The sequence below is a fragment of the Nocardia veterana NBRC 100344 genome (assembly GCF_000308855.1).
Lineage (GTDB): Bacteria > Actinomycetota > Actinomycetes > Mycobacteriales > Mycobacteriaceae > Nocardia > Nocardia veterana.
Window position 1 is genome coordinate 46969 of sequence record NZ_BAGM01000113.1, and the last position, 25220, is coordinate 72188.

General features: G+C 68.6%; 25 protein-coding genes. 11 read left to right on the forward strand and 14 right to left on the reverse strand.

The genetic code is table 11. From position 1 onward, the window contains the following. Positions 1 to 161: 161 nt before the first annotated feature. Together ON37_RS21590 and ON37_RS21595 are read left to right on the forward strand one after the other, a co-directional pair. Complete coding sequence (locus ON37_RS21590) at positions 162 to 539, forward strand: hypothetical protein (protein ID WP_157171534.1); 378 nt, start codon at positions 162 to 164, stop codon at positions 537 to 539. 449 nt (positions 540 to 988) lie between these two features. Further along, complete coding sequence (locus ON37_RS21595; RefSeq protein WP_245553311.1) at positions 989 to 1882, forward strand: LLM class flavin-dependent oxidoreductase; 894 nt, start codon at positions 989 to 991, stop codon at positions 1880 to 1882. Between the two features lie 104 nt (positions 1883 to 1986). On the opposite strand, the gene ON37_RS21600 is transcribed toward ON37_RS21595, so the two are convergent. Then, positions 1987 to 2913 carry a 4-(cytidine 5'-diphospho)-2-C-methyl-D-erythritol kinase gene (locus tag ON37_RS21600; RefSeq protein ID WP_040721797.1) on the reverse strand — a complete coding sequence of 309 codons (927 nt, stop codon included), beginning with the start codon at positions 2911 to 2913 and terminating at the stop codon, positions 1987 to 1989. A 241-nt stretch (positions 2914 to 3154) separates the two neighbouring features. On the opposite strand from ON37_RS21600, the gene ON37_RS21605 reads away from it, so the two are divergent. From ON37_RS21605 to ON37_RS21615, 3 genes are read left to right on the forward strand one after another with little or no spacing between them, the layout of a single operon-like run. Further along, entirely contained in the window at positions 3155 to 3361 is a 207-nt protein-coding gene (locus ON37_RS21605; RefSeq protein WP_040721798.1) for a heavy-metal-associated domain-containing protein, read from the forward strand. Position 3362: 1 nt separating this feature from the next. After that, positions 3363 to 4265, forward strand: coding sequence for a DUF8832 domain-containing protein (locus ON37_RS21610; RefSeq protein ID WP_040721799.1), 903 nt, complete (start codon positions 3363 to 3365; stop codon positions 4263 to 4265). Then, a complete protein-coding gene (locus ON37_RS21615; RefSeq protein WP_040721801.1) occupies positions 4262 to 6499 on the forward strand; it encodes a heavy metal translocating P-type ATPase in 2238 nt (745 codons plus the stop codon). Before ON37_RS21610 ends, ON37_RS21615 begins: the two co-directional genes overlap by 4 nt. Before the next feature lie 111 nt (positions 6500 to 6610). Here the strand turns inward: ON37_RS21615 and ON37_RS21620 are convergent, their stop codons facing one another. From ON37_RS21620 to ON37_RS21630, 3 genes are read right to left on the reverse strand one after another with little or no spacing between them, the layout of a single operon-like run. Beyond that, on the reverse strand, positions 6611 to 6832 hold the full coding sequence (locus ON37_RS21620; protein ID WP_040721803.1) for a hypothetical protein: 222 nt from the start codon (positions 6830 to 6832) through the stop codon (positions 6611 to 6613). 14 nt (positions 6833 to 6846) lie between these two features. Next, positions 6847 to 7683, reverse strand: coding sequence for an SDR family oxidoreductase (locus tag ON37_RS21625; protein ID WP_083893192.1), 837 nt, complete (start codon positions 7681 to 7683; stop codon positions 6847 to 6849). A gap of 14 nt (positions 7684 to 7697) precedes the next feature. After that, positions 7698 to 8579, reverse strand: coding sequence for a sterol desaturase family protein (locus tag ON37_RS21630; protein ID WP_040721804.1), 882 nt, complete (start codon positions 8577 to 8579; stop codon positions 7698 to 7700). Positions 8580 to 8663: 84 nt separating this feature from the next. On the opposite strand from ON37_RS21630, the gene ON37_RS21635 reads away from it, so the two are divergent. After that, entirely contained in the window at positions 8664 to 9260 is a 597-nt protein-coding gene (locus ON37_RS21635) for a TetR/AcrR family transcriptional regulator (protein WP_040721857.1), read from the forward strand. A gap of 31 nt (positions 9261 to 9291) precedes the next feature. Here the strand turns inward: ON37_RS21635 and rsmA are convergent, their stop codons facing one another. Further along, complete coding sequence (gene rsmA / locus ON37_RS21640; protein ID WP_040721806.1) at positions 9292 to 10173, reverse strand: 16S rRNA (adenine(1518)-N(6)/adenine(1519)-N(6))-dimethyltransferase RsmA; 882 nt, start codon at positions 10171 to 10173, stop codon at positions 9292 to 9294. Between the two features lie 22 nt (positions 10174 to 10195). Next, entirely contained in the window at positions 10196 to 11386 is a 1191-nt protein-coding gene (locus ON37_RS21645) for an alpha/beta fold hydrolase (protein ID WP_051031882.1), read from the reverse strand. Positions 11387 to 11575: 189 nt separating this feature from the next. Here ON37_RS21645 and ON37_RS21650 point away from each other — a divergent pair, with 189 nt between their 5' ends. After that, positions 11576 to 12337 carry an SDR family NAD(P)-dependent oxidoreductase gene (locus ON37_RS21650; protein WP_040721860.1) on the forward strand — a complete coding sequence of 254 codons (762 nt, stop codon included), beginning with the start codon at positions 11576 to 11578 and terminating at the stop codon, positions 12335 to 12337. A gap of 84 nt (positions 12338 to 12421) precedes the next feature. Here ON37_RS21650 and ON37_RS21655 read toward each other — a convergent pair whose 3' ends face one another. Together ON37_RS21655 and ON37_RS21660 are read right to left on the reverse strand one after the other, a co-directional pair. Continuing rightward, complete coding sequence (locus tag ON37_RS21655; RefSeq protein WP_040721861.1) at positions 12422 to 13549, reverse strand: resuscitation-promoting factor; 1128 nt, start codon at positions 13547 to 13549, stop codon at positions 12422 to 12424. Between the two features lie 196 nt (positions 13550 to 13745). Further along, positions 13746 to 14582 carry a TatD family hydrolase gene (locus tag ON37_RS21660; protein ID WP_040721808.1) on the reverse strand — a complete coding sequence of 279 codons (837 nt, stop codon included), beginning with the start codon at positions 14580 to 14582 and terminating at the stop codon, positions 13746 to 13748. A gap of 113 nt (positions 14583 to 14695) precedes the next feature. Here ON37_RS21660 and metG point away from each other — a divergent pair, with 113 nt between their 5' ends. Both metG and ON37_RS21670 read left to right on the forward strand, forming a co-directional pair. Further along, positions 14696 to 16264 (forward strand): methionine--tRNA ligase, encoded by a 1569-nt coding sequence (metG, locus tag ON37_RS21665; protein WP_040721811.1) that lies wholly within the window; start codon positions 14696 to 14698, stop codon positions 16262 to 16264. A 13-nt stretch (positions 16265 to 16277) separates the two neighbouring features. Continuing rightward, positions 16278 to 16958 (forward strand): TetR/AcrR family transcriptional regulator, encoded by a 681-nt coding sequence (locus tag ON37_RS21670; protein WP_040721812.1) that lies wholly within the window; start codon positions 16278 to 16280, stop codon positions 16956 to 16958. A 15-nt stretch (positions 16959 to 16973) separates the two neighbouring features. Here the strand turns inward: ON37_RS21670 and rsmI are convergent, their stop codons facing one another. After that, entirely contained in the window at positions 16974 to 17822 is an 849-nt protein-coding gene (gene rsmI / locus ON37_RS21675) for a 16S rRNA (cytidine(1402)-2'-O)-methyltransferase (RefSeq protein WP_040721813.1), read from the reverse strand. Positions 17823 to 18053: 231 nt separating this feature from the next. Between rsmI and ON37_RS21680 the strand changes: the two genes are divergently transcribed. Next, a complete protein-coding gene (locus ON37_RS21680) occupies positions 18054 to 19640 on the forward strand; it encodes a dolichyl-phosphate-mannose--protein mannosyltransferase (protein ID WP_051031883.1) in 1587 nt (528 codons plus the stop codon). Between the two features lie 18 nt (positions 19641 to 19658). On the opposite strand, the gene ON37_RS21685 is transcribed toward ON37_RS21680, so the two are convergent. Together ON37_RS21685 and arcA are read right to left on the reverse strand one after the other, a co-directional pair. Continuing rightward, the gene (locus tag ON37_RS21685) at positions 19659 to 20027 is read right to left on the reverse strand and encodes a GntR family transcriptional regulator (RefSeq protein WP_040721815.1); all 369 of its coding nucleotides are present in this window, start codon (positions 20025 to 20027) and stop codon (positions 19659 to 19661) included. Between the two features lie 6 nt (positions 20028 to 20033). After that, complete coding sequence (gene arcA, locus ON37_RS21690; protein WP_051031901.1) at positions 20034 to 21260, reverse strand: arginine deiminase; 1227 nt, start codon at positions 21258 to 21260, stop codon at positions 20034 to 20036. A 127-nt stretch (positions 21261 to 21387) separates the two neighbouring features. On the opposite strand from arcA, the gene soxR reads away from it, so the two are divergent. After that, a complete protein-coding gene (gene soxR / locus ON37_RS21695; protein WP_083893184.1) occupies positions 21388 to 21948 on the forward strand; it encodes a redox-sensitive transcriptional activator SoxR in 561 nt (186 codons plus the stop codon). Here soxR and ON37_RS21700 read toward each other — a convergent pair. From ON37_RS21700 to ON37_RS21710, 3 genes are all read right to left on the reverse strand, one after another. Further along, on the reverse strand, positions 21929 to 22756 hold the full coding sequence (locus ON37_RS21700) for an SDR family oxidoreductase (protein WP_373282069.1): 828 nt from the start codon (positions 22754 to 22756) through the stop codon (positions 21929 to 21931). The two genes, soxR and ON37_RS21700, sit on opposite strands and share 20 nt — an antisense overlap. A gap of 153 nt (positions 22757 to 22909) precedes the next feature. Then, entirely contained in the window at positions 22910 to 24037 is a 1128-nt protein-coding gene (locus ON37_RS21705) for a glycosyltransferase (protein ID WP_040721866.1), read from the reverse strand. 131 nt (positions 24038 to 24168) lie between these two features. Further along, the gene (locus ON37_RS21710; RefSeq protein ID WP_040721817.1) at positions 24169 to 25215 is read right to left on the reverse strand and encodes a GAF domain-containing protein; all 1047 of its coding nucleotides are present in this window, start codon (positions 25213 to 25215) and stop codon (positions 24169 to 24171) included. Positions 25216 to 25220 lie beyond the last annotated feature (5 nt).

The following is a 25220-nucleotide window of genomic DNA, read 5'->3' on the forward strand; positions in this document are numbered from 1 at the left end:
CGCTACCCATACCAGAACCGCGGCCCGCAGCCTCACCTCCGGACGGACACACGATGGCTTTTTCCTTCTCCCTCATACCCGCAACGAAGCCACTCGGAACTGTTGCTCCCCCGCCGGACAGGGACTTGGACTACGACTCGCTTGTCATGGAAGCGTGTCAGGTGCTCGCCGAGACCGATTGCGTGTTCGCCCTCGGCGGGTTCGGCTCCGACGACTGGCCCGTGGACATCGCCTACGATCTGTCGACGCTGGTCGAACAACTCCCCGATCTTCTCGATGATCTCCATGCATACCGAGTCGGCGAGATCGACCTGTATGGCCAGGGAGTAGAACGGACCTTGTCATTCCACTCGTCCGGCAGCGAAGTGAAGATCACCTGCACATCCAGAACCTCCTGGGCGCCGGACCCTGCTGTGGAATCCATCGACCGCGACCAATTGCAGGCGATGATCGCCCGGTTGCTGTTCGCGTTCAGCACCTCGCTGAAAGTGGCCGGGTCACCACTCGCCGATGTGACACCCTTCCCGTCGTGGCGCTGACCTACGCCGACATGGGGATGTCGAGTAAGAACGTGACGTCGGATTTCGCAGATACCGCCTCCTGGCCGACTCTCCGCCCGCTGCGAGCTGGTTGCCGACGGCGACCTCCGACAGGGCGGCACGCCTCGCCTGCAGGCGGGGACCGGCGAGCACCCGAGGCGGGCCGCGGTCGGGCGGCGCTACGCGGGGGTTCCGGCGGGGTCGACATTGTCGGCGGTGCGTCTGCCGGATGCCTGCGCTTGCGGAAGCTGTTGTCCCGTGGGTACTCTGCTCGCAATCCAAGAGGTGCTCTCCAGAAGTATTGCCGTAGTGCGGGAGCGCCCACCCGGTAGTCACCGGGTGCGGAGTGGGCGGCGCTGATTTGTCGAACCCACATTCGGAGGATTTTCATGACCCCCTCGTCGCCGTCCGCTGCCTCGTCGTCAACCAGGAATACGCAGAATTCCGGTGTGCCCGCGGTCTCGCGGATGCCCGAACAAGCCGACCGCTCGGACATCCGGGTCGGCATCGGGCTCCCGATCGCCGATCCGCAACTGCTCGTCGAGTGGGCGACGCGGGCCGAGACGGGCCCGTTCGCCACCCTCGGACTGCTCGACCGGCTCGTCTACGACAATCCGGAACCCCTTGTGACACTTGCTCATCTGGCCGGCGCCACCGAGCGGATCCGATTGCAGACCGAGGTACTCATCGCACCGCTGCGCGAGACCGCATTGCTCGCCAAACAGGTCGCCACCCTCGATCGGCTCGCTCCCGGCCGCTTCACCCTCGGTCTCGGCGTCGGCGGACGGGCCGACGACCACGAAGCCTCGGGCACCGAATTACGCACGCGCGGAAAGCGTTTGGACGAGCAGATCGCGACGATGCGGCGGCTCTGGTCCGGCGATTCGTACACCGACAGCTGCGGCGCGATCGGTCCGCGACCGCATACCCCCGGCGGGCCGGAGCTGCTGTTCGGCGGATTCCAGCCCGCCGCCCTGGAACGCGCCGCCCGCTGGGGCGGCGGCTTCCTCGCCGCGGCCGCGCCGTCGTGGGCACCTCGCCTGTTCGACACCGTGCGCCGCTACTGGCAGGAATACGGCCGCCCGGGCACACCCCGCATCGTCGCCCAGGTCAATGCTGCCCTCGGCCCCGATTCGGTGATCGACGAGGCCCGCTCGGCCATGGCCGCGTACTACGACTTCAGCGGCCGCGCGGACTTCATGGTCGAGGGCATGCTCACCACGCCCGACCGGATCCGCACGGTCACCAAGCAATTCGCCGACCTAGGCGCCGACGAAGTGATCTTCTACTGCTACGGCCGAGATCCGGAACAAGTCGACCGACTCGCCGACGTACTGGGCTGAGCGCCGAACCAGACCCCGCACAGGGCAATTCGGTTCTCCGCTCAGCCACCGCCGGGAACGCTCACCGATCGGCTATCCGGCATCGACTCGGAGAGTGGACCAGGTCAGTGCCGGCCGTCACCCAGTAACCGCGCTCCCGGTACCGGACCGGTCGCGGTGCGTACGCTGCGGCATACGCCGGCACCGGACAGTTCGGCCGAGACCGCGACCGCAGCCACTTCATCGGAACACAGGAAGGCGCAGGTGGGTCCCGACCCGGAGACGATTCCGGCGAGGGCACCCGCCTCCACGCCGGCGCGGAGGGTGCGGCGCAAGGCCGGATTCAGGGAGAGCGCGGCGGCCTGGAGGTCGTTGCCGAGCAGCGGGGCCAGCTGATGAGCGTCGCCGGATGCCAAGGCCTGCAACAGGTCCTGCGGATCACCCAGACGTGGCGGGGTGCCGTTCTCACGGAGTCGGTCGAGTTCACCGAAGACCTTCGGGGTGGACAGACCCTCCTTGGCCAGGGCCAGCACCCAGTGAAAAGTGTTGCGCGCCAGGACCGGCAGCAGCTTCTCGCCGCGCCCGCGCCCCAGCGCCGTGCCGCCGTGCAGGGCGAAGGGCACATCACTGCCGAGTTCGGCGGCCACTGCGGACAAGTCGTCGCGCGACATCTCCAGATTCCACAGCTCGTTGAGTCCGACCAGGGTGGCGGCGGCATCGGCGCTACCACCGGCCATCCCGCCGGCCACCGGAATCCCCTTGTCGATCTCGATCTCCACCAGCGGGGCCCGCCCGGCCAGATGTCCGAGCCGGACCGCCGCCTGCCACACCAGATTCGTGCGATCGGTCGGCACCTGCCCGGCGCCCTCACCACGCACCGTCACCGCAAGCGATCCGGCCGGCGCGATGCGCACGTCGTCGGAGAGCGACAGGGCCTGGAAGACCGTGGTCAGCTCGTGGTAGCCGTCGCCGCGTAGATCACCGACCCCGAGATGAAGGTTCACCTTCGACGGGGCGCGGACAACCACCGAACTGGGTACTACAGACAGCACCGGGCTAGGTTATCGGGCCGCGCGGCAATCGGCCGGTTAGCCGCGCATCGCGCGCACGGTCCTCGGGTGACGCACCTCTCGTCCCGCCATGACCTGCGGTGATTCGCCGACTGCGAGCCGGGGCGGCGGCAGTCGGCGAAATTTCCCCGCCGGCGGCTTGCGTCGGGTACCCGTGGGGGGTATGTTCGTGGATGTCAGGGGATACCCCCTCACCGTATAAGAGCGAGCGAAGGAAGCGATCATGGCTACCAGCACCTACACCGTCACCGGGATGACCTGCGGCCACTGCGTGGCGTCGGTGCAGAAGGAGATCGGCAAGATCGACGGTGTCACCAACGTCGACGTGGATCTCGCCTCCGGCCGCGTCCAGGTCGAATCCGCCGCACCAGTCGCCGAGGCCGACGTCGTCGCCGCCGTCGACGAGGCGGGGTATCAGGTGGCGAGCTGACATGAACGACGGACTGAAGTTCGCCGCGTTCGGCGGCGGGCTGGTCGTGTTGTTCGGGGCCGCGCTCGGCATCGGCGCCCTGGTGGGCGATCCGACCGGGCCGGCCCCCGGGCACGACACCTCGGCTACCAGCGAGCCGATCGGCCTCCGGACCACCGAGTCCGGATACACCCTGGCCGGAATGAGCGCGCCCGATGCCCCCGACGCCCCCGGCACCCTCCGGTTCCGGATCGACGGTCCGGACGGCGCCCCGGTGACCGCCTACCGCGACCTGCACGAAAAAGACCTGCACCTGATCGCGGTCCGCTCCGACAGCACGCAGTACCGCCATGTGCACCCGACCCGCGACGCCGCCGGGACCTGGTCGATCGACTGGACATGGGCCGAACCCGGCACCTACCGCATCTTCGCCGACGCCCAGCCCGTCGGCGCCCCCGGCGAGCTGGTCCTGAGCCGGACCGTCACGGTCGCGGGCTCGGCCGTCGAGCGCCCGCTCCCGCCGGTTTCGCGCACCGCCACGGTCGACGGCTACCAGGTTCGCCTCGACGGTGACCTGTCGACCGCCGGCGGCGAACTGAGTTTCACCGTGAGCAAGGACGGCAAGCCGGTCACCGATCTACAGCCGTATCTCGGCGCATACGGACATCTGGTCGCGCTGCGCGGGAACGATCTGGCCTACCTGCATGTTCGTCCGGAGGGAGAGGTCGGTTCGACCCCCGCCGGGCCGCGGGTAGCCTTCCACGCGCAGGCCCCGAGCGCCGCCGACTACCGACTGTTCCTCGACTTCGCCCATGGTGGCGCGGTCCACACCGCGGAATTCACGGCACAGGCGGTGGCCGGCGACAACCACCCGGGCGACAACCAGCACGGCAACCACAATCGGCACGAAGGAGGTCAGCAATGAGCGCGCCCACGACCGAACGCTCCATCGAGCTCGATATCGGTGGGATGACCTGCGCCTCCTGCGCCGCCCGGATCGAGAAGAAGCTCAACCGGATCGACGGGGTCACCGCCACCGTCAACTACGCCACCGAGAAGGCGAAGGTCAGCTACCCCGAATCGGTGACACCGGATCAACTCATCGAACGCGTCGTGGACACCGGCTACACCGCCACCGTGCACGACTCGCGTCCCACGGAAACCGTTGCCGCCGAAGACAACTCGAGCGACTCCCCGCTACGGCAACTGCGGCAGCGACTGCTCGTGAGCCTTGCCCTGGCGATTCCGGTGATCGCGCTGGCGATGATCCCGGCGCTGCAATTCCGGAACTGGCAGTGGCTATCGCTGACGCTCGCCACCCCCGTGGTGTTCTGGGGCGGCGCCACCTTCCATCGCGCCGCCTGGGTCAACGCCCGGCACGCGACGGCGACCATGGATACGCTCATCTCGCTGGGCACCCTGGCCGCCTACGCCTGGTCGGTATACGCCCTGTTCTTCGGCGATGCCGGCATGCCCGGGATGAAGCACGGCTTCAGCTTCGCGATCGAACGTTCGGCCTCGGCGTCGAATATCTACTTCGAGGTCGCCGCCGGCGTGATCGTCTTCATCCTGGCCGGCCGGTATTTCGAAACGCGCGCCAAGGACCGGGCCGGTTCCGCGCTGCGGGCGCTGCTGGAACTCGGCGCCAAGGATGTGGCGGTCCTGCGCGACGGCACCGAACAGCGCATCCCGGTAGCCGACCTGCACGTCGGTGACCTGTTCCTGGTGCGGCCGGGCGAGAAGGTCGCCACCGACGGCGTGGTGAACGAGGGCAGTTCGGCGCTGGACATGAGCATGCTCACCGGCGAATCCGTACCCGTCGAAGTCGGCCCCGGCGATGCCGTGATCGGTGCGACCGTCAATGCCGGCGGAGTGCTGACGGTGCGGGCCACGCGGGTCGGCGCCGATACCCAGCTGGCGCAGATGGCCGCGCTGGTCGAGGAGGCGCAGAACGGCAAGGCGCCCGTGCAGCGGCTCGCCGATCGCGTCGCGGGCGTGTTCGTCCCGATCGTCATCGCGATTTCCGTTGTCACGCTGGGCTTCTGGCTCGGCAGCGGCGCCGCCGTGGCGGTGGCCTTCGGCGCGGCGGTCGCGGTGCTGATCATCGCCTGCCCCTGCGCTCTGGGCCTGGCGACGCCGACCGCACTGCTGGTCGGCACCGGGCGCGGTGCGCAACTGGGCATCCTGATCAAGGGTCCGCAGGTGCTGGAATCGACGCGTCGCATCGATACGGTCGTGCTGGACAAGACCGGTACCGTCACCACCGGCACCATGTCACTGGCGCAGGTGATCGCCGCCGAGGGGCAGGACGAGGCCGAGCTGCTGGCCGTCGCCGCGGCCGTGGAGCACGGCTCGGAGCACCCGGTCGCTCGTGCCGTGGTGCGCGGCGCCGCCGATCGGGGGCTGACCGAAGAGCCGGTTCAGCAGTTCGTCAGCCACGGCGGCAAGGGTGTTCAGGGGCTGGTCGGCGACCGTGCGGTCGTGATCGGCCGCACGGAACTACTCGCGGATTGGTCGATCACGCTGCCGGACTCGTTGGCACGGGCCAAGTCCGAGGCCGAGGCGGCCGGGCGCACCGCCATCGTCGTGGCCTGGGACGGAACGGCGCGCGGTGTGCTGGTCATCGCCGACGCGATCAAGTCGACCAGTGCCGACGCGATCGCGGATATGCGCGCCCTCGGCCTGACTCCGGTGCTGTTGACCGGTGACAATGCCGCCACCGCCCGCACCGTCGCCGATCAGGTCGGCATCGACGAGGTGATCGCGGAGGTGCTGCCCGCCGACAAACTGGACGTGGTGAAGCGGTTGCAGGAGCAGGGCAAGGTCGTCGCGATGGTCGGCGACGGCGTCAACGATGCGGCCGCCCTGGCCCAGGCCGATCTGGGTCTGGCGATGGGCACCGGCACCGATGTGGCGATCGAGGCCGGCGACATCACCCTGGTGCGGGGCGACCTGCGCACCGTCGGCACCGCCATCCGGCTCTCCCGAGCCACCCTGCGCACCATCAAGGGCAACCTGTTCTGGGCGTTCGGTTACAACGTGGCGGCGATCCCGCTGGCCGCGGCCGGACTGCTCAACCCGATGCTCGCCGGTGCGGCGATGGCGCTGTCGAGCGTATTCGTGGTCAGCAACAGTCTGCGACTACGGCGCTTCCGCTGAACGAACAGCCGAAGGTCCCGTCCGATCCGCCGATCGGACGGGACCTTCGGCGTTCACCACCGGTGGGCACCGTTGCCGAATCGCCTTCGGCTGCGGTCCTTTACGCCGAACTCAGGGCAGAATGTTCGGAACGAGCTGCGGAGCCTGTTCGGCCACAACGGTTCCGGCCGAGACGCCCGCGTAGTACCCGACGCACGTACCCGCGGTCGCTCCCAGCACGCCCCCGGCCACCGCGCCGACCGGGGCGCCGACCACCGTGGGACTCGCGAGGGCCGCACCGGCCGCACCGCCGAGTACCGCTCCGGTGACTCCACCGAGTCCGTCACCGCTCACGCATCGCCTCGACGTCAGATTCCCATCCGCCACACCAGGGCATCCACCGCGCTGGGCGCGAGGAACCCGACGGCCTGTAGCAGCCGGCTGTACCGCGGGTAGATCTCGACCGGTCGAGTCCGGATCGCGGTCAGGATCCAGTCGGCGGCCCGCTCGGGCGACAGCGCCGGTAGGTCCGTGTATTCGGCTGTGGGAGCGATCATTTCGGTGCGAACCAATGGATAGCCGATGGTGGTGACGCACACCCCGTGCGGCCGGGTCTCCGCACCGAGGCTGCGGCCGAACGCACTCAGCGCGGCCTTGGACGCGTGATACGCGGTGAACAGCGGCATCGTTCCGGCCGCGACACCCCAGGTGCAGATATTGACGATATGGCCTCGGCGCGCTTCCATCATCGACGGCAGGAGTCCCATGGTCAGCCGTACCGCACCGAAGTAGTTCACCGCCATGGTGCGTTCGTAGTCGTGGACGCGGTCGGTCGCGTCGACGGCGGCGCGCCGGATGGAACGGCCCGCATTGTTCACCAGGACATCGACCGTGCCGAATCGGTCGAGTACCGCCCGGGTGAGGGCGTCGACAGCGTCACGATCGGACAGGTCGCAGGCGAACGCCTCGGCGTGAGCGCCCTCCGCCCGCAACTCATCCCGCACCGCACCGAGGGCTTCGGCGCCGCGAGCCACCAGAACGAGATGCGCGCCGCGCGCCGCGAGCTTGAACGCAGCCGCCCTACCCACGCCGGAGGACGCACCGGTGAGCAGAACCGTCTTACCCGCAACGGAAGTGGTGCCGCCCGCAGCCCGGCGAACGACCGGGTGATGCCACAGCAGCTGCGGGTCGAGCAACAATCCCATCGGGTCGAAGACGGTCACGCGGGCAGCTCCTGACGGTCCGGCCGGGCGACGTCCGTGGGTTGCCAGCCGGGTGGAGCGAAGATGTAGCCGAGCCGGTCTCGCCAGCGCGTGGCGCCGCGGACATCACGAATGATGTTGCCGTACTCGTGGTATTGCAGCCGCACGATGTTGTACGTGTTCACCGGCGTGGTCAATCCGTATGTGGGAGTATGCAATTCCTTCTGAAAGGTGCCGAACAACCGGTCCCAGACGATCAGGATGCCGCCGTAGTTCTTGTCGAGGTACAGCTGATCGCTGCCGTGGTGGACGCGGTGATGGGACGGCGTGTTGAGCACGAACTCGAGCGGCCGCGGCAGGGTGCCGATGGTCTCGGTGTGAGTGAAGAACTGATAGATCAGGTTGAGCATGAAGGCGATGTAGATCGTCCACGGCGCGAAACCGAGCAGCGGCAGCGGCAGCCAGAAGATCGCCTCGGACCAGGGGTTCCACTTCTGCCGCAACGCGGTGCCGAGGTTGAAGTATTCGCTGGAGTGGTGAGCCTGATGCCCGGCCCACCCGAGGCGCACCCGATGCGAGAACCGGTGGTTGCAGTACCAGGCCAGATCGACGACCACCATCAGCAGTGGCCAGTACCACCAGGTGTTCGTCGGTATGTGCCACGGGGCCAGCGCGCTCCAGACGAAGACGAACAGCATCAGGGTCAGCTTGAACAGGGCGAAGAAGCCCAAAGCGACCATGCCCATGCTCAGGCTGGTGCGGGTATCGATCGTCGAGTACGGCCGTGCCGGCCCGCCCTGTCCGTGGCGCAGGCTCGCGGCCTCGACCGCGATGAACACCAGAAAAAACGGAAGCGCGTAGAGCAACGGGGTGTTCACGAGTTCCCACAGGGCAGACATGGCAGCTCCTTAAATTGACCAATTCGTAATTTACTAAATGGTCAATTCCATCGCAAGGCAGGCCGCAATGGTTGGATGTCGGATGTGAGTACAGCCGGAACCAAGGGCGTGCCACGGGCCGAACGGGAGAGCCAGATCCTCGACGTCGCCGTGGCCGAGATCGGAAGGCACGGGTACGCGGGCCTGTCCCTGGCAGACGTGGCAGTGCGCGCCGGCGTATCCAAGCCGCTGGTGTACGCCTATTTTCAGTCGAAAGACGGGCTCTACGCGGCCTGCGTGGAGCGCGCCGGGAACATCCTCGGCGAGGCGATCGAGCGAGTGATCGCCGAGCCGGCGGGCCTGGACACGGTGCAGCGGACACTCGACGCGATCTTCGGCGCCCTCGAACCGCGCCCGAACGACTGGAACGTCATCTTCGACAGATCCCACCCCGACGAAGGAGACGCCGCGGACGCCGCCCGGCGAGTCCGGCGCCGCATCGCGGACCAGGCCGCGCGGGGAGTCGCCGCGGTGGTCGGCGCCACCGGGATCACCGATCCCGCCGACCTCTCCGCGCTGACCGATGCCTGGATGGGAATCGTGACCGCGCTGGTCAACTGGTGGCTGCGGCATCCCGAAGAGTCGGCCGCGGCGATGAGCGCGCGCAGCCACCGCCTGCTCGCCGCCTTGAAGTCGCGCTAGCCGAACACCCGAGGGCGACGCCGAACAGCGTTCAACCCTGTTCGGCGAGGCGCACGAAGGCGGCGGTGTCGAGTGTTTCGCCCCGCGCGGTCGGCGCGATCCCGGCGCTGACCAATCGCCGCTCCGCCTCGGCGGCCGAGCCCGCCCAGCCGGCCAGGGCCGCGCGTAATGTCTTGCGGCGCTGAGCGAAAGCCGCGTCCACGACCGCGAAGACTCGTTCGCGATGGGCGGTGTCCAGCGACCACGGCGGCCGGGTGAACCGCTCGATGCGGACGAGCCCGGATTCGACCTGCGGTACCGGCCAGAACACCTGCCGACCCACCGCCCCGGCCCGCCGGACGGTGCCGAAGAAGCCGGCCTTCACACTGGGGACGCCGTAGATGCGAGTACCCGGTTCGGCGGAGAGGCGGTCGGCGACCTCGGCCTGCACCATCACCAGAGCCGTTCGGATACTGGGCAGTTCGGCCAGCAGATGCAGCAGCACGGGTACGGCGACGTTGTAGGGAAGGTTCGCGACCAGCGCCGTCGGCGCGCCGGGGATATCGGTGGCCGACACCCGTAGCGCATCACCCGGGACGACGGTGAGCCGGTCCGCCAGTTCGGGGGCGCGGTCGGCCACGGTCTCCGGAAGATGCTGCGCCAGTACCGGATCCAGTTCCACCGCGATCACTCGTTCGACGACGTCCAGCAGCGCCAACGTCAGCGAGCCGAGGCCGGGGCCGACCTCCAGCACCACGTCCTCGCGTCCCACCCCGGCCGTGGCGACGATCCGGCGTACCGTGTTCGCATCGTGGACGAAGTTCTGTCCGAGTTGTTTGGTGGGGCGCACGCCGAACCGCTCCGCCAGTACCCGCACTTCGGCGGGGCCGAGCAATTCGGCCCGGCCACGGGCTTCGCTCACAGGTTCGGACACGCCCGACAAGGTATCAGTGCGGCTACGGCTCGGTCGGCGTGGACCGGACCCGTGCCACGAACTCGTCCATCGCCGCCCACATCTGCGGGTTCAACTCACAGTGCTGTCCGAAGCCGACCACCGAACGCGCGTCCACACCGTTGGCGGCCAGCTGCGCGGCCAGCGCCGCGTGCAGCGGGGAGGGCACCGTCTTGTCGGTCGCGTTGAGCAACAACAGAATCGGAGCGTCGTATCCGCTCGTCGGGACGGCCAGATAATCGGTCAGCGCCGCCGTGAACCGGGGATCACCCAGGGGCTTCGCCAGCAGGGCCCCCAGCGACGAGCCGGCGACCTGGTCGATCATCTTGTCCAGGCAGAGGGCGCCGATGCTGTCGAGCAGCTCGCGGCCGCGTGGACTCAGGTAGCTGTCGACATCGATATCCGGCCGGGTCTCGCGCAGCCCCACCAGCACACCCGCGATGAAGGCGGTACTGCCGTCACCGATCTCCGGAATGCTCGGCACCCAGGGCCCCGCCACGGGCAGGACGTGCTCGAGATCCGATTCCGGGTCCAACGCGATCGTTCCCCGGAAATCCAGATCGGAGGCGTAGGTCTGCTGCAGGTGACCGGTACCCAGCGCTGCCTGCCCACCCTGGGAGGCGCCGACCGCGATCCAGGTCCGCGACAGCTGCGGATAGGTCGCCCGCGCCGCCCGCAGCAGATCGATGGTGGCCGTCGCCTCGGTCTGCCGCTCCAGATACGGATGCGGGCCGGTGTCGAACCGTCCGAGCCCGAGATAGTCCGGCGCCACCACGGCGAAACCCTTGGACTGGAAGTACTCCAGGATGCGGTCTTCCTTACCGCGACTCCCCGGATAGGGCGCGCCGACCGGGTTGGTGATCCCGCTGCAACCCATTCCCAGCCCGGTGGTGCCGTGGTCGTAGGCGGCCACCGGCCAACCCCCGGCGGGCGGCTGACCGGCAGGCAGGAAGACCGCGCCGCTGGCCCGCACGGGAGTGCCGCTCGAGGTCGTCGTCCAATAGTCGACGACGGCGCCGCCGGTCATGCCGTGCCAGCCGTCGGGCTGGGCCTCGACCGAGATGACGGTGCCCGCCGGTTCGGCCGCGGTCGCCGCCGGCGCGCTCACCAGCGCGCTCGGCAGCAGCGCCCCCAGCGCGATCGCCGCGGCCGCGATGGGCCCACGTATCCGAGCCGAAAATTTCGACAACCGCATCAGCCACCTCACATCGTCGGGAATGCGCTGATTTTACGGGGCACGTCCGCGCCGGACCGGAAATTCCCAGGCCGTGGCGTCGCGGAGCGTTGACTGCAATTGATACACGTTCTAGTTTCGGTGTACTCGCGGAACAGGCGGTGGCGCATTCGGTTTCACCGCACGCAGCAGGAGAGGACGGCCGCAATGATGCGCAGGCACGAGGGACGACGGGTGGTGGTGACCGGGGCCGGCTCGGGCATCGGGCGGGGCATCGTGGTGCGCATGCTCGCCGAGGGAGCTCGCGTGGTCGGCGCCGACATCTCCGAACCGGGCCTGAAGGAGACGGTCGCGGCGGTGGGCGAAGACCGCGAACGCCTGCACACGGTCACCGTCGACGTCGCCGATCCGGAATCGGTGCGTCCGGCCGTCGCCGCCGCCGTCGACCATCTCGGCGGACTCGACGTGCTGGTCAACGCGGCCGGCATCATGCGCACCGCACACACCCACGAGATGACATTCGAGGCGTGGAACCAGGTCATCGGCGTCAACCTGACCGGCACCTTCCTGATGATGCAGGCCGCGCTGCCGACCCTGCTGGAATCCGAGCACCCGGTGATCGTGAACTTCTCCTCCACCGCCGCGCTCGGCGCGAACCCGTACATGGCGGCCTACGCCGCGTCCAAGGGCGGGGTGAACGCGATGACTCACGCGGTGGCGCTGGAGTATTCGCAAAAGGGCCTGCGCGCGGTGAACATCGTTCCCGGCGGGATCACCAGCGGCATCACCAACAACCTGGAAACCCCCGCCGACGCCGACTGGAAGCTCTTCTCCCGCCTGACCGGCTGGCTGAACGGTGGTGCGCTCGGCGAGCCCGCCGACGTCGCCGGCGTGGTCGCCATGGTCGCCTCGGAGGACGGCCGCTACATCACCGGCTCGGAGATCGTCGTCGACGGCGGCGCGCTCATGTAAGCCTTTCCGAGGCTCGTCCACCGGAGACCCCGCCGAAGCGGAGCGGAGGCGAATTCCCCGAGGCCGAATTTCCTGAGGCCGAAATCAACTGATACCCAGCCGACTGGTGCAGGCGGGCCAGGCGCCCCAGCCCTGCCGGGCCCGCGTCACCTCGGCGATCGCGATCTGCTCCTCGCGGGTGGCCAGATCCGGCCGCTCGGCGTAGCGCAGTCCACCCTGCCGAGCCCAGGTGCTCTGGTCGAATTGGATGCCGCCGTAGTAGCCGTTGCCCGTGTTGATCGACCAATTGCCCCCCGACTCACATTTGGCCAGCGCGTCCCAGACCGCGCCGTCGCGCACGGGCGGCACCTCGGTGCCGGGTTTGGCGCCCTTGCGGACCGTCTTGGGTTGGGCGGGAACGACAACGGTGTGCCCGACCGGCTCGCGGGAGACTTCCTTGCCGTTGACGATCGATACGGCATAGGTGACGTCCTGCACCCCGGGCTTGCCCGGATTCTCGACGATCGTCCGGCTCATGTTGAGGTCGGTGTCGTCGATGACGTTCTCGGGCGGATCGAGCGGTTCGCGCTCGGTGCGCTTCTCGGTGCGCTTGCGGGTGACGGTGATCTTCATGCCGTCGTGCAGCGGCGTGACGGCGACCGGCTCGACGGTGTCCTCACCGGTGAGCGGCACACCCTGCACCTTCAGCAGTTCCCCTACGGTGGGCGCGGCGAGCCGGACGTAACTCGCGGGCTCTCCGTTGTCGGACAACTGGACGGTGCGCGGACTGGTGACGGCGAGGGCGGCGCCCTGCAGCGGCAGCGGGGTGGGCCGGGCGGGTGAGACGAACACGTCGTCGGGAAGCTGCAGCTGGATCAGCGCGTCGGCGACGGTGTAGGCGGTGGTCCACACCTGCTTGGTCTTGCCGTCGAACGTCAGGGCGACCTGCCGGGCACGGTTGAGCGTAATGGTCGCACCGTCGGCGACGTCGGCGTCGCCGGCCGGGGAGACCGAATCCTTACCGGCCAGCTTGAACCCGCCGGCCTTGAGCACCCCCCGGACGCTCGCGGCCATCGTGGTGACGGTGGTGCGCTGCCCGTCGACCACCAGGGTCACGGTTTTGCGATTCACGATGGCCAGACTCGCACCGATGATCAGGGTGATCAGCATCGCGGCGATCGCCGCGTAGAGCAGCGGCGAACGCGACGTGTTGATCCGCTGGAGAGCGGATATCCGAAACTCCGGCATGGTCACAATACGATAACGATGGGGTAGGTTCCTGGCAACTACATGCGCTGGAACAGGGGATTTCCACATCACGGTTCGATATCGACGATGCGGAAAAGTTACGACCGCGCAATCGTAAGTGAACTGGAGCACACCGCGCAGGTCGGCCGCCGCTTATGTGACGCACCGCACGTGCACGCCGTCAGCCGCGGGGCAGCCGATACACCCGTTCGGCGTTGGCGGTGGTGATCGCGGCCAGCTCGGCCGGATCCTGTTCCCGCAGTTCGGCCAGGGCCCGCACGGTATAGGGCAGGCAGTACGGCTCGTTCGGCGCGCCGCGGAACGGGTGCGGCGTCAGGAACGGCGCATCGGTCTCGACGAGAATCTGCTCGTCCGGGACCAGCTTCGCGGCTTCCCGCAGTTCGTGCGCGTTCTTGAAACTCACCGTGCCGGAGAAGCTGAGCAGATACCCCTCCGCCACGCACGCCAGCGCCATATTCGCGTCGGAGCTGAAGCAGTGAAAGATCACCGTGTCCGGCGCGCCCTCGTCCAACAGCACGGCCAGCACGTCGTGATCGGCCTCGCGGTTGTGGATCATCAGCGGCTTACCGAGCCGTTTCGCCAGGTCGATATGCCAGCGGAAACCCTCGACCTGATCCTCGACAGCGGCGCAGCCCTCGAGCTTGCCGGGCCAGTAGTAGTCCAACCCGGTCTCCCCGACCGCGACCACCCGCGGATCGGCGGCGAGCTTCTCCAGTTCCGCGCGGGCGGCCTCGTCCAGGGTGTTCGCCCGGGTCGGATGCAGGGCGACCGCGGCGTAGACGCGCGGGTCCCAGTGCGCGGCGTCCACGGCGAAGCGGGCGGCGTCGAGATCGTCGGCGATGGTCACCACGCGGCCCACCCCGACCGCGGCGGCTCGATCCACCATGGCCGCAACCGATTCCGCGTCCCGCGCCCCGCAGGCGTCGAGATGGGTGTGCGCGTCGATCAACGGCGACAGCGGTTCGGGCGGCTCGGGTGCGGGTCGTTTACCGGGCATCGGACCAGATTAGACATACCGAACCGACGGCCGGTGAACCCGGCGGGAGCACCGAGCCGACGACGGGATATCGACGCGAAGGAATATCGGCGGCGGATTACAGTAGACAGACCATGAGCGCACCCGAACGCACGTCACCGGCCTTCTACATCACCACGGCGATCGCCTATCCGAACGGCGCGCCGCATATCGGCCATGCCTACGAGTACATCTCCACCGATACGCTCGCGCGGTTCAAACGGCTCGACGGCTACGACGTGTTCTTCATGACCGGCACCGACGAGCACGGCCAGAAGGTGCAGCAGGCCGCGCGCGCCGCCGGCGTGACCGTCGAGGAGTACGCCGCGCGCAATTCGGATGTCTTCGAGCGCATGGACAAGGCGCTCGACATTTCCTACGACCGGTTCATCCGCACCACCGACGAGGATCATCTCGCCGCCAGCATCGCGCTCTGGGAGCGGATGCGGGCCAACGGCGATATCTACCTCGACACCTATTCGGGCTGGTACTCGGTGCGTGACGAGGCCTTCTACACCGAGGAGGAGACGACCGTCACCGAGGACGGGACGCGTATCGCGACCGAAACCCGGACCCCGGTGGAGTGGACCGAGGAGTCGAACTACTTCTTCCGGCTCTCGAAATACCAGGACCGGCTGCTCGAACTGTACGAGACCACACCGGATTTCATTCTGCCCGCCACCCGGCGTAACGAAATCGTCAGCTATGTGAAGGCGGGTCTGAAGGATCTGTCGATTTCCCGGACCACCTTCGACTGGGGTGTGCCGGTGCCCGGCGACCCGGCACACGTGATGTACGTGTGGGTCGACGCGCTCACCAACTATCTGACCGGTGTGGGCTTCCCGAATACGGATTCGGATGCGTTCCAGCGCTTCTGGCCGGCCGATGTGCACATCATCGGCAAGGACATCACCCGGTTCCACACCGTGTACTGGCCGGCGTTCCTGATGTCGGCGGGTGTCGAATTGCCGAAACGCGTTTTCGTGCACGGCTTCTTGTTCAACAAGGGCGAGAAGATGTCGAAATCGGTGGGCAATGTGGTGGATCCGCTGGCCCTGGTCGATCAGTACGGCCTGGACGCGGTCCGGTTCTTCCTGCTGCGCGAGATCTCCTACGGCCAGGACGGCTCCTACAGCCACGACGCCATCGTGGGCCGGATCAACACCGACCTCGCCAACGAATACGGCAATCTGGTGCAGCGCAGCCTGAAGATGGTGGCACGCGATTTCGATTCGACGGTCCCGACCCCGGCTGAATTCACCGCGGCGGATCGGGAACTGCTCGACCGGGCGAACGGCCTGCTGGAGCGCTGCCGCAGCGAATTCGACGCGCAGCAGATCCATTTGGCGCTGGAGGCGATCTGGCTGACCCTCGGCGAGACGAACAAATACTTCTCCGCTCAGCAGCCGTGGGCACTGGCCAAATCCGGCACACCGGAGGATGTGGCCCGCGAGGCGACGGTCCTGTACGTCACCCTCGAGGTATTGCGCATCGTGTCGATTCTGGTGCAGCCGGTGATTCCCGGATCGGCGGGCCGGATTCTCGACCAGCTCGGCCAGACCGGGCGCACCTTCGCCGACCTCGCCACACCCATCGAAGCGGGCCTGGCCCTACCGGCTCCCGAACCGGTGTTCCCGAAGTACGTCGAGCCGAAAGAGAAGTAGGCGATCCACCGGTATGGATCCGGATCCGGCGCACGGCGCCCCACCCGCGGCCACCGAGTTCGCCGAGCGGCATCGCACCGCGCGGGCGCAGCTGCTCGACACCCCGCGGGGCCGGCTCATCGACGCGATGGTCGAATGTGTCGGCGCCCGCGGCTATTCGGCGACCACCCTCACCGATATCGTCAGCTCCGCGCACGTATCCCGCAGCACCTTCTACGAACATTTCGACAACAAGGAACACTGTCTCGTCGAGGCCGTGCATACGGGAGTGGAGATCATCCGGACCCGGATCGCCGGGGAATTGGCCGAACTGCCACCGGAGGCCGACCCCCGGCAGCGGATCGCAACGATGATCGGCACGTTCTGTGCGGTGGTGGCCGCGGAACCGGATTTCGCGCGCCTCATCCTGGTGGAGTCCCTGCTCGTCGGTGATGCGACCGCGGGATTGCGCGATCGGGCGGTCGACCGGTTCGCCACCCTCTATCGGCAGTTCCACGATCAGGCGCGCGCCGGGAACTCCGCGATACCGGCCGTATCGGACGACGTGATCGCCTTGGTCCCCGATGCCATCGGTGAACGCACCCGGCGCGTGCTGGTTCGCGAAGGCGCCCGCCGCGTTCCCGACCTGGCGCCCGCCTTCATCGAATTCGCGTATACCGTACTGGGATTGGCGCCGCTGCCCGTGCGTGTCTAGCCGAGGCCGGAACGCCTATCCGCCTGCCCGAGCGGCGAGCACCGCATCGTAGAGTTCGCGCCGGGACACTCCCCCCGCCCGCGCGGCCACCTGCGCACAGGCGTCCTTGAGCCGCACACCGTCGGCGACCAGTTCCTCCACCGCGCCGACCAGATCGACCGGATCCGCCGACACCGGTCGCGCCCCCTCGACCACCACCGTGATCTCACCGCGGGCGCCCTCGACCGCCCAGTCCGCCAGCTCCGCCAGGCCGCCGCGCACGACCTCCTCGTAGGTTTTGGTCAGCTCCCGGCACACCGCGGCTCGCCGGTCGGCGCCCAGGACCTCGGCGGCATCGGCCAGGCAGTCGGCGAGCCGGTGCGGCGCCTCGAAGAACACCACCGCCCGGGGTTCGGTGACGAGCGTGGCCAGCCATTGCTTGCGCTGACCGGACTTGCGGGGCGCGAACCCGTCGAAGCAGAACCGCTCCATCGGCAGCCCGGACAACGCGAGCGCGGTGGTGACGGCCGAGGGCCCGGGCAGACACGTCACCGGAAGATCGTGTTCGATACACGCCGCGACCATCCGGTAGCCGGGATCGCTCACCGACGGCATCCCGGCGTCGGTGACCAGCAGGACGACCCTGCCCGCTTCGATTTCCCCGAGCAGCAACGGGATTCGCGCGGATTCGACGTGGTCGTAGAAACTCACCACCCGCCCGGTGATCTCCACCCCGAGCGCCTTGGCCAGGGCGCGAGTGCGGCGAGTGTCCTCGGCGGCCACCACGTCCGCGGTGGTCAACGCGTCCCGCAGCCGCTGGGAGGCGTCCCCGATATCCCCCATCGGCGTCGCCGCCAGCACCAACCGCCCGCCGTGCTCGCCCATCGCCGTCCTCTCCGCCGTTCCGCGCACCGCCCGTCGTTCGTTCCGGACCGCCGGCGCCCGCACCCGATCCGCGCACACGCTACCCCCTCGGCTCGGGCCCGCCCCGCCGCGTTCGCCGTCACGTCGTTCGCGACGGCCCCGGCTCCCGCGTCCCCGTCGGCTTCGTCTCCCGTGCACCTCGACTCACCGCCGCGCGGGGGATGTGTCCGCCGACCGCATACGATCGGTGGCGTGACCCAGCTGACCGATGCGCGACCGGCGATCGGCGCGGGCCCGGCCTTGTCCAGTCCGGCGCCGCTGCGCCCCTCCCCCGATTTCGGCCCCACCGATCGGGCGCGGGGGTGGCTGGTCACGATCTTCCTCACCGCGATCGCGGCGGTCACTCGGTTCACCATGCTGAACTACCCGACCGACGCCGGAACCCCGGTTTTCGACGAGAAGCATTACGCGCCGCAGGCCTGGCAGATGCTCACCGGCGGCGGGGTGGAGGACAATCCGGCCTACGGGTTGGTGGTGCATCCACCGGTCGGCAAGCAGATGATCGCGCTGGGCGAGGCGCTGTTCGGCTACACCAGCTGGGGGTGGCGCTTCACCGCCGCGGTGTTCGGCTCACTGCTGGTACTGCTGGTCATCCGCATCACCCGCCGCATGACGCGGTCCACGCTGATCGGCGCGGCCGCGGGCATTCTCCTGATCGCCGACGGTGTCACCTTCGTCTCCTCGCGCATCGGGATGCTGGACATCTTCCAGGCCGTCTTCGTCGTCGGCGCCTTCGGCTGCCTGATCGTGGACCGGGACGAGGTGCGGACGCGACTGGCCCGGGCCGACGCCGAGGGCCGGATCGCGTTGACCGCGTTCGGGCCGCGGCTGGGGGTGCGCTGGTGGCGGTTCGGGGCCGGACTCCTACTGGGAATGGCATGCGGCACGAAATGGTCGGGCCTGTACTTCATTCTGTTCTTCGGCCTGATGACGGTCTGCTTCGATGTGGCCGCCCGCAAGGCCTACGGGGTGCCGCGGCCGTGGGCCGGAACAGCGGTCCGCGATATCGGCCCGGCCCTGTACGCGCTGGTGCTCATTCCGCTGCTGGTGTATCTGGCCACCTACTGGGGGTGGTTCGCCAGTGAGGACGGCTACGACCGCTATTCGGTCGGCAACGCCGTCGGCACCGGCGGCACTTGGTCCTGGATTCCGGACGCCCTCCGCTCGCTGTGGCACAACCAGGCCGAATCATTGAAATTCCATGAGGGCCTGACCAATTCGGCCGGTAACCATCACCCGTGGGAATCCAAACCGTGGTCGTGGCCGATGGGGTTGCGGCCGATGCTGTACTACTACGCCGACAACGGCGTCACCGGCTGCGGCCAATCGGTGTGTGTGAAGGCGGTCATGCTGATCGGGACCCCGGCCATGTGGTGGCTGTCGCTGCCCATGGTGGCGTGGGCCCTGTGGCGCAGCGTCACCCGCCGGGACTGGCGGTACGCGGCGGTGCTGGTCGGCTACGGCGCCGGCCTGCTGCCCTGGTTCGCCGATCTGGATCGGCAGATGTACTTCTTCTACGCGGTGCCGATGGCCCCGTTCCTGGTGATGGGTCTGGCGCTGATACTCGGGGACATCCTCGGTCCGGCGCCGCTGGTACGAGCCCGCTCCGGCCGCTGGTTCGCGCTCGCCGGCGAGCGCCGGAGTCTCGGTCTGCTCCTGGTCTGCCTGTATCTGGGCCTGGTGATCGCCAATTTCATCTGGTTGTGGCCGATTCTGACGGCGCTACCCATCACCCCGGGCAACTGGCACGACCACCTGTGGTTGCCGAGCTGGCGCTGAGCCGCCCGCGAACTCGAGCTATCCGGGAGTTTCGCCGAGTGCCGCGCGGACGAAACGCAGCGCGGCCTCGTCGTCGAGGCCCAATCGCCGGACGGCGGTGACGTATTCGGTCGCGGCCCGGCCGGCCGCGTCGCGGGTCGGATCGCCCGACGAGGCGATGAACGAGCCCAGCCGCCCCCGGGTTTCGAGTACACCGTCCTGTTCCAGCTCCCGGTAGGCGCGCGCCACCGTATTGGGTGCCAGACCGAGATGTCCCGCGAGTGCGCGCACGGTGGGGATCTTGGTCCCGGCGGTCAGTTCGCCGGACTGCACCCGGGCGACGATGCCCAGCCGCAGTTGTTCGTACGGCGGCACCGTGGAGTGGTGATCGACCGGGATATCCAGCATCGGGGGCTACACCTCGTCGCGCGACAGCGGGCAGGACAGGCACCGGGGGCCGCCACGACCGGAGCCCAGTTCCGAGCCCGGAATGGTCAGCACCTCGATACCGGCATCGGCCAGCCGGGAATTCGTGTTCTCGTTGCGTTCGTAGGCGACGACGACGCCGGGCGCCAAGGCCAGTGTGTTGTTACCGTCGTCCCACTGTTCACGTTCGGCCGTCACCCCGTCCAGGCCGGTGTCGATGACCCGCAATTTGTCGATGCCCATCGCCTCGGCCGCGGCGGGCAGGAACGGATCCGGGCCGCTCATCCGCACCGCATCGCCATCGGCGCGAATGGTGAACGCGCACAGCGAATTCTGTACGCCGGGATACATCACCACCGCATCGCGGTCGACCATGGTGCACACCGTGTCCAGGTGCATGGTCGCCCGGTTCTGCGCGATCGGCACCACCAGGACGGTGTGGGCCAGCGCATCGTCGAACAGGCTGCGCGCCAATGCTTCCGCGCCCGCGGGCGAGGTCCGTTCGCCCACGCCGATCGCCACCACCCCGGGGGCGAGCAGCAGCACGTCACCGCCCTCCATCGGCGCGGTATGCGATTCGTAGGCGCGGCGCACCCCGAGGAAGCGCGGATGGAAGGCGTAGACCAGATCGGTCAGCGAGGTTTCCCGGGCGCGGGCCGGCAGCGCCAGTGAGGTGATGGCCACCTTGGGCCCCACCCAGAACGAGGAATCCCGCGTGAAGAGCAGATTCGGCAGCGGATCGATGACGAAATCGGTGCCGTGGTGCATGCGGCGCACCAGCGAGGTGGCATCGGGTTCGAACGGCAGTTCGTCGAAGGTCATGCCCGCCATGAGAATTCGGGCGAGGTCCGGCGCGGGCACCGCGCGCAGATAGGTCTTCAACTCCTCGGCGAGGGCGTAGCCGATCCGGCGCGCGTCGACGGCGGCGGTGATTCCCATGCTGCGCCCCGCCCCGCTGACCGCCAGCGTCTCGGTCAGCAGATCCGCCAGCAGCAGCACCTCCACGCCGCGACCGCGCAGTACGTCGGCGAAGATCTCGTGTTCCTGCTGTGCGCGCTCCACCCAGGGGATGGCGTCGAACAACAGTTGGTCGTTGTTGCGCGGGGTGAGCCGGCGCAGCTCATCGCCCGGCCGATGCAACAGCACGGCGCGCAGGGTTCCGACCTCCGTCGTCACGGAAAACGGTCGCGCCGGCGGCACAGCCTCTGTTCCCATATTCCGACCGTAACGGCCCGCCGCCGGGTTGGCACGAAATTGTTCGGCCACCACGCCGGTCCGTACCGCCACCATCGAGTTGGGTGGTTCCGGCCCGGCCGCCGATAACCTCAAGTATTGTTCAGGTATGCAACACACGACCTGGCAAGCCAAGGAGCTCACCCCCGGCCAACTGTCGGAACGCAGCGGGGTCGCGGTGTCGGCACTGCACTTCTACGAACGCGAGGGCCTGATCGCGAGTCGGCGCACCAGCGGCAACCAGCGCCGGTACTCCCGGGAAACGCTGCGCCGAGTGGCATTCATCCGGATCTCGCAGCGCGTCGGAATTCCGCTGAGCGAAATCCGTAAGGCTCTCGACACCCTACCCGAGGGACGGACGCCCAACCGCAAGGATTGGGAGCGATTGTCGGTAACGTGGCGCGCCGACCTCGATCAGCGCATCGAACAACTGACCCGGCTGCGCAACAGCCTCACCGACTGCATCGGGTGCGGCTGCCTGTCGCTGGGCAGCTGCCGCATCGTCAACTATCACGATCGGCTCGGCGACGAGGGACCCGGCGCCCGCACCCTGGACGTCAGCATCGACTGCACCCGGCCCGAGGATTGCCGGACACCGGCCGCGCCGGACGAATCCGAGGCAGCCGGTTGCGGCGCGCAGAGCGCCGGACTCAGCGAAGGAACTTGCTGAACTGGTCGTTCGCCCGGCGCATCGCGAACTCGTAGGGCCAGGCGAACTTTCGCGCCCACCAATAGCCGAAGCGCACGTCGAAGGAGGTGTAGACGAGGAAGCGGTTCTTCTCGATCCCCCGCAGAATGGCCCGCGCCGCCTGGTCCGGCGTGGCCGCGTGCGACTGGAAGCGCTTGACGTAGCGCTGGATTCGCGGGTCCTGCCGGTCGACGCCGGCGATCTCGACGGTCTCCACCAGTTGCGTGTTCACCGCGCCGGGCACCACCAGGTGAACCGTGATCCCGTGCCGCGCCAGATCGAAGCGCAAGACCTCCGACACCCCGCGCAGACCGTATTTGCTCGCGCTGTAGGCGGCATGCCAGGGAAAGGCCAGCAGCCCCGCCGCCGACGACACGTTGACCAGCGCCCCGCCACGCCCGGCCCGCACCATGGCGGGCACGAAGCTCTCGATCACGTGGATCGGGCCCATCAGATTCACGTCGACCAGCGAGCGCCAGTGCCGGTGCTCGAGATTCTCCACCGTGCCCCAGGCCGAAATGCCGGCCACATTCATCACCACGTCGAGGCTGCCGTGATTGTTGTGCACATCGTCGGCGAAGGCGGCGACGGCCGCGTAGTCACTGATGTCGAGCGCCCGCGATTCGAGCACCTTCCCTCCGGTGCGCCCGATTTCCTCGACGGTATCGGCGAGACCGGCGGCGTCGATATCGGTCAGCACCAACTCGGCGCCCTGCGCGGCGGCAGCGATCGCGGTCGCCCTACCGATGCCGCTGGCCGCGCCGGTGACCAGAGTTTTCTTGCCGCTCACGGACTTCAAGCGATCACGCACGCCGTTCCTCGAATGCTATGTGGTGACGTCCGTCACAGACGTCGCTTCCGGACCGGAAATCTCCGTTGCCCAGGAGCATACGTGTTCCCGGACACACCGCATCCACACCGGGCCGGTCGGAGCCGGTCACAGCTATGACAATCCGCCCATTACCGACAGCATTCCGGCGACGGCGACCGGCCACGGGAACTGTTCGGCGCGCGAACGAGCCGCGCGGCGCCGCTGGCCGGGCGGGCGGGCCAGCACATCGGTGACCGCCGCCGCGAAGGCCGAGGGATGGTCGGCGGCCACCGCCCCGCATTCGGCGGTGACGATATCGGCCAGCGCCGAGGATCGGCTGGCCACCACCGGGGTCCCCGCCGCCAGCGCCTCGAGCGCCGCCAGCCCGAAGGTCTCGTGCGGCCCCGGAGCCAGCGAGATATCGGCGCTGGCCAACAGCGTCGCCAAATACGTTCGGTCGGTGATGAATCCCGTGAAATGCACCGCCGGCCGACCGTCGGGCAGCGCCGCCACCGCACGCGCCCGCCGCACCAGCGCCTCGCGGCGCGGACCGTCCCCGGCGACCACGAGGCGCACATCCACCCCGTCCCGCCGCAGCCGGTCCACCGCCTCGATACTGCGATCGACCCGCTTCTCCACCGACAGTCGCCCGCAGTGCACCACCAGATGCGAGCCGCCCAGCCGGGCCCGCAACGCCCGGTCGTGGCGGTGCGGGGTGAACAGATCCAAATCGACGCCCAGCGGGACCAGGGCGAGATTCGGCGCATCGATGCGTTCGAATTCGGCGCGAGCGAACGCGGTCGTGCACACGACCATGTCGTAGTCCGCGGCGGTGCGACGATTGGCGATATCGGCGGCCCGGCGGGCGAGCGAGCCGGGCAGCACCTGGCCGAGCAGCCGATCCAGCCGCTCGTGCGAGATCATCACCGAGGCGATGTCGCGGCGTCGTGCCCAGCGGCCGAAGCCGCGCAGGGTGAGCCGATCCGACACCTCCAGCGCGTCCGGCGCCAGGCCGGTCAGCAGATCGGCCACCCGACGCGGGTCGGCCGCGCGGTAACCGCCGGTCCACGGAATCGCCAAGGCCGGCACGGTAATCCGCACCACCCCACTCGGCAGCACCTCCTCGCCGCGATGGGCGCCCGGCACGATCAGCACCACCTCGTGACCGGCGGCCACGTATCCGGCGCCGAGATGATGCAGTGCGGTGCGGAGTCCGCCCGAACGCGGACCGTAGAAGTTCGCCAGCTGAGCGATGCGCACCCGCCGATCGTGCAACCCGCGTGAACCACGCCGGCGAATATCGGATGAATCCCCGCGAAAGGATCGGCGAACCGCCTGCTCCGGTCCGTGCCTCCCCGGATCGCTTCACCCGGCGGCCGGGCGTACCCGGATCATGCCACGTGCGCCCGCTCGGGACCCAGCCGCGACAATTCGGCGCGGACCGTGATCCACTCCGAGTCCGCGAAGCGGAGCCGGAAGGTGAATTCCGTTGCGGCGCTGTCGCCCGTACCCGCGAAAACGGTCGCGAAGGCGCCGCGGTAGGTCTGCTGGTCGTCGGGATGCACCAGCGGTCGCTCCGTACTCCACCGGTGCAAGGGCGGCGGCGGCACACTGGTCCACTCGTAGACCACGCCCATCGCCAGCTCCACGAAGCCGACGCCGGCCCGGCCCGACCGGGACACCGCCCTGGTGATGGCCAGGTCGGTATCGGGACGCGGCGGGCTCACATCGGTGATCTCGTGCAGCAGGGCCCGAGTGATATGGGCGGTGCGCGCGGGGGTCGCCGCGCCGAGATGTGGATCGGCGCGATGCACCCGAATCACCAGCTGGAAGTTCCGCACGACCTCGTCGTCGCCGCGAATGGCCAGCTCACCCTGCCAGCGGCCGGCGGGATCGGTTCCGGCGACGACCGCGGTGTAGGCCATCCGCTCGTCGAAGCGCACCATCCGGCCGAACACCTCCGGCGGCGTGCGCACCAGCCGCACGTTCTCGGGGGCACGGGCGAAGGCCAGCTCCTCCAGGCCGGGACCGTGATGAGCCAGTTCGGTACCGGAGTCCCAGTCCCACGCCGCTACCGCCCGCCGCGGCGGCGGTTGCTGCCCGGCGGCGCCCAGCCACAACTGCACCCCGTGCACGGCCCCGAAGGAGCAGAAGATCGGCACCGCGATCGCCGTCCAGTCGGCCTCGGTCAGCACGATCCGCCCGTCCGCCACGGAATCATCGGACACCTGTGGATATTTGGCGGGTGCCGCGCCCAGCGCGGCGTCGATGGCGGTCGCCGCCAGGGTGGTGGCAGCGGCGCCGAGCGCACGTCCCGCCCGGGCCGGGCTGGTCCACTCCCGAATGCGCGGTCCGTCCGCGACGATCGTCGGCTCCGCCCCGGGCCCCAGCGTTTCCACGAGCAACCAAGACGAACCGACGGTATCTGCCTCGCCCATACCGG

Bases quoted from the DNA above. Each gene is read 5' to 3' on its own strand.
- ON37_RS21605 (WP_040721798.1), top strand. From the start codon at position 3,155: ATGGCTACCAGCACCTACACCGTCACCGGGATGACCTGCGGCCACTGC.
- ON37_RS21610 (WP_040721799.1), top strand. From the start codon at position 3,363: ATGAACGACGGACTGAAGTTCGCCGCGTTCGGCGGCGGGCTGGTCGTG.
- ON37_RS21615 (WP_040721801.1), top strand. From the start codon at position 4,262: ATGAGCGCGCCCACGACCGAACGCTCCATCGAGCTCGATATCGGTGGG.
- ON37_RS21625 (WP_083893192.1), bottom strand. From the start codon at position 7,683: ATGGGATTGTTGCTCGACCCGCAGCTGCTGTGGCATCACCCGGTCGTT.
- ON37_RS21630 (WP_040721804.1), bottom strand. From the start codon at position 8,579: ATGTCTGCCCTGTGGGAACTCGTGAACACCCCGTTGCTCTACGCGCTT.
- ON37_RS21645 (WP_051031882.1), bottom strand. From the start codon at position 11,386: ATGCGGTTGTCGAAATTTTCGGCTCGGATACGTGGGCCCATCGCGGCC.
- ON37_RS21650 (WP_040721860.1), top strand. From the start codon at position 11,576: ATGCGCAGGCACGAGGGACGACGGGTGGTGGTGACCGGGGCCGGCTCG.
- ON37_RS21660 (WP_040721808.1), bottom strand. From the start codon at position 14,582: ATGCCCGGTAAACGACCCGCACCCGAGCCGCCCGAACCGCTGTCGCCG.
- metG (WP_040721811.1), top strand. From the start codon at position 14,696: ATGAGCGCACCCGAACGCACGTCACCGGCCTTCTACATCACCACGGCG.
- ON37_RS21670 (WP_040721812.1), top strand. From the start codon at position 16,278: ATGGATCCGGATCCGGCGCACGGCGCCCCACCCGCGGCCACCGAGTTC.
- rsmI (WP_040721813.1), bottom strand. From the start codon at position 17,822: ATGGGCGAGCACGGCGGGCGGTTGGTGCTGGCGGCGACGCCGATGGGG.
- ON37_RS21685 (WP_040721815.1), bottom strand. From the start codon at position 20,027: ATGCTGGATATCCCGGTCGATCACCACTCCACGGTGCCGCCGTACGAA.
- arcA (WP_051031901.1), bottom strand. From the start codon at position 21,260: ATGGGAACAGAGGCTGTGCCGCCGGCGCGACCGTTTTCCGTGACGACG.
- soxR (WP_083893184.1), top strand. From the start codon at position 21,388: ATGCAACACACGACCTGGCAAGCCAAGGAGCTCACCCCCGGCCAACTG.
- ON37_RS21710 (WP_040721817.1), bottom strand. From the start codon at position 25,215: ATGGGCGAGGCAGATACCGTCGGTTCGTCTTGGTTGCTCGTGGAAACG.